Here is a 3,705-nt window from a genome sequence, read left to right as displayed (position 1 = left end):
TCGGCTTGGGTATCGTTCCACTCCATCAGGAGTTGATTTTGTTCGTTGGCAGTGAGCAGTGGTAGTTCTGATAGCTTCTGATGGGGATCGCTAACAACTGCTTCTAGCAAAGTTTGATAGTGTCCTGCCATTCGTACAATCGTGGCTGCGTCAAATAAGTCAGTATTGTATTCGATAACCCCCATCAGTCCAGCGCCTGTGTTCTCTAGAACTAGAGTCAAATCAAACTTGGCTGTGGAGCTTTCGGCTGCTAATAGACTTCCCGTTAAGTCGCTAAATTGTAACTCCGATAGCGGCGCTTGCAGGGTAAACATCACTTGGAACAGTGGTGTATGGCTTAAAGAACGCTCTGGCTGCAATTGCTCGACCAACTGCTCAAAGGGCACGTCTTGATGGGCATAAGCACCAAGCGCCATTTCCCTCACTTGCGACAGTAAATCGCTAAAACTAGGGTTGTCAGACAAATTAGCACGTAGCACTAAAGTGTTGGCGAATAATCCGATTAACCTTTCGGTTGCGCCATGATTGCGGTTGGCAATCGGTGTGCCCACACAGATGTCAGTTTGGTCGGTGTAGCGATACAGCAATGTTTGAAATGCTGCCAACAGCGTCATGAACAGCGTCACTCCTTGTTTCTGGCTCAAGGCAGCAAGCGCTTCGCTCAGTTCTTTCGAGAGTGAGAGTTTCTCAATTGCCCCGTTGTAAGTTTGAATCGCTGGTCGCGGTCGGTCGGTTGGCAGTTCCAACAGAGCCGGCGCACCCGCAAGTTGTTCTTTCCAATATACCAGTTGCTTTGTCAGCACTTCTTGTTGCAACCACTGCTGCTGCCAATGAGCAAAGTCAGCGTACTGAATGGGTAATTCTGGCAGCGCTATTGGTAGATTATTGTATTTAGCTTGGTAGACTGCTGCTAACTCGTTCACCAGCACGCCCATTGACCACCAATCTGAAACCATGTGATGCATCACCAGTAGCAGGATGTGTTCTGTGGGTTGAAGCTGGAATAAAATAGCCCGCACTAATGGGTCAGTTACGAGGTCAAACGGTTGCGCTACTGCTTCAATTCTCAATTGTCGGCAAGCGCTGTCTCGCTCTTTTAGCTCAAGGTGTTGCAAGTCTACGACTGTCGGTGTTATGGTCACCCTATCGGCGATCGCTTGCATCGGTTGCCCATCTACTGCTACAAAGTTGGTGCGTAGAACTTCATGGCGGCTGATGATGTGATTGAGACTGTACTCAAGAGCAGCGATGTTGTGGAAATGACCTTCAAAACGCACAGCTGCGGCGACGTTGTAAAAGCCACTATTAACCTCTAACTGCTGTAGGAACCACAAGCGTTGTTGGGCAAACGACAGAGGTAGTTTTCCTTCTCGTGAAACGGGGAGAATCGGAGGGAGTGTGGAACTTGAGGTGATATTCGCCTTTTGCAGAAACGCGAGTATTTCCGTTTTGCGCTCTTGCAACTGAACGCGCAGGGACGGTGTTAGTGTTCCCTCAGGAGCACTACACCTCAAGCGCTCACCATCTGCCCACAGCTTTATATCCAAACTGCATAAGTAAGACAAAAATTCTTCGATAGTTTTCATAACTCTATCTCCTCTCGGTCGTTCGTCATATCATCGGGTAGAGCGTGTATTTGTTGTACTATCGAACGAATCTTTTCAATGCGCTCGGCTAGTCCCGCAACACTAGACTCCTCAAACAGGATGTTTAAGGGCAACTCAACTTGGAAGGTTTCGCGCATCCTAGAAATGAGTTGGGTGGCTAGCAAGGAATGTCCCCCTAATTCAAAGAAGTTGTCGTGAATGCCCACTTGCTCAATTCCAAGTAACTGTTGCCAGATGTTGGCAATAGTTTGCTCCACTTCATTGCGAGGAGCAACATAAGCATTACTGAGTTGAGGTCTTGGATGTGCTGGTCTTGATGAGATTGCGTTTTCTAACGGTTCCAAGGAATTTTTTGGAGCATTTTCCAACTCATCCCGAATCCTTAAATCTCTGGTAGATACTACAACTTGGGATAATTTACTTTCCAAAATGCGGTTAAAGGCATCTACACCCTCATCGGGCAATATCGCTTGTTTAAGAATTTCATGACGTAATTTTTGGAGTTCGAGTGGTAGTGCTACGTTTACTGCCATGCCCACTTGCCAAGTATCCCAGTTAGTAGATACCGTGAAAGTGCCACCTTTGGAATTCTTGTAGTGAGCAAAGGCGTCAAGAAAGGCATTTGCACTAGTATAATCTACCTGCCCAAATCCTCCTAGGATTGCATTAATTGATGATGTAAGAATAAAGAAATCCAGAGGAATATCCTTAAAGATAGAATCGAGAACTAGGGTGCCTTTTACTTTAGGTGCTAGGATTTTCTCTACAACATCTGGAGTTTTGCCTTGAATCACGCCGCCTCCAGGAACTCCCGCAGCATGGAGCACTCCATTAATCTGACCAAATTTATCCTTTGCCTGAGCAATAGCTTCTTGCATTTGTTGGCGATCTCCAACATCTGCACCGAGCGCCAAAACCTCAGCACCTAGTTCTTCCAGTTCTTGAACTTTCCGGATTTTTATGCTAACACTATCTTCAGCCTCATGACTAGTAAGCCATTGTTCCCACTCCTCTCTCTGGGGCAAAGGTGAACGTCCGATCAGGATAAGTTTGGCTTGTGCAGTTTTCGCCAAATGTTCCGCCAGCACAAGTCCAACGCCTCCAAGTCCACCCGTAATCAGATAGACTCCCCCTTTCCTTAAGCCTGGTGTCCCTTTGTCAGACTTATCTAACTGAATTGGCTCAAAAGTTTGTACCCAACGATGAAACCCACGATAAGCAATAAAGCGATCGCAGAATTGAGTTGTTAGTTCTGCCAGCAGCTGGTCTATGAGTTTTTCCTCGTGCCAACTTCCTTTTGGAGGAATCACAACATCAATACTGCAACAGCTTATGTTTGGGTATTCTTGCGCTATGACCTTAACAGGTCCAAGTATAGTTGCTTTCTCCGGGCACAGCACCTCAACGCCTGTGACTTCCTGCATATTGTTGGAAACAACCGCGATTTGCAGCTCGTCGTTCATACTCTGTTTCCCAAGGGCTTGTGCTAGAAACAGCAGACTATAAAATCCTAAATCTTGAGCTTTGTCAATCGATTCAAGTCCTGATTCTGCTTCACTGTTCGGCGTGACATTCCATAAATGAACAATTGTTTGTGGAGTTTTACCCAGTGCGTACAGTTCATTGAGCAGGGCATTGTAGTCATTACCTTCTTTGGGATTTAAGGTATATGTATGCTCGCTCAGCTTTGTAAACTCCGACCCGACCTTCACTGTAATGACATTCTGTCCCTCTAGTTCAAGTTTTTCCACCAGTTGAGAGCCTAAGCCACACTCATCAATAAACACCAGTGTATTCGCCTGAACTGGTATTTCATTTAGTTTACGGGCGTTGAGCGGGGAGCGTTTCCAGGAAGGAATGTAAAACCAGTCAGCGATGTTTGGCTTTTTGTGTGGTTGAGATGTTGAAGACAACATTTCTACACTAGTCTTGACAGCATCTGCTTGTTTTTGAGGTTCAATCCAGTAACGCTGGTGCTCAAATGGATACGTTGGCAAGGGGAGGCGATGGCGCTGCTCGCGAGCATAAAATCCCGACCAATCCACCTGTACCCCTGCAAGCCAGAGCTTCCCTAATGTAGTCAGCAAGAATGCAACAT

2 protein-coding genes are annotated in these 3,705 nt (G+C 46.4%); both read right to left on the bottom strand.

The genetic code is table 11. From position 1 onward, the window contains the following. The coding region (locus tag ACKTT2_RS00260; protein WP_407882798.1) for a condensation domain-containing protein at positions 1–1,586 on the bottom strand (1,586 nt) is incomplete at its 3' end. After that, a partial coding sequence (locus tag ACKTT2_RS00255) for an SDR family NAD(P)-dependent oxidoreductase (RefSeq protein WP_407882796.1) occupies positions 1,583–3,705 on the bottom strand: 2,123 nt, incomplete at its 5' end. The genes ACKTT2_RS00255 and ACKTT2_RS00260, both read right to left, overlap by 4 nt.

The organism is Scytonema hankhaensis NUACC26, from assembly GCF_045865695.1.
Taxonomy (GTDB): domain Bacteria; phylum Cyanobacteriota; class Cyanobacteriia; order Cyanobacteriales; family Nostocaceae; genus Scytonema.
Note: the sequence above shows the minus strand (reverse complement) of the source record. Positions and strands in the feature narration are given on the sequence as shown.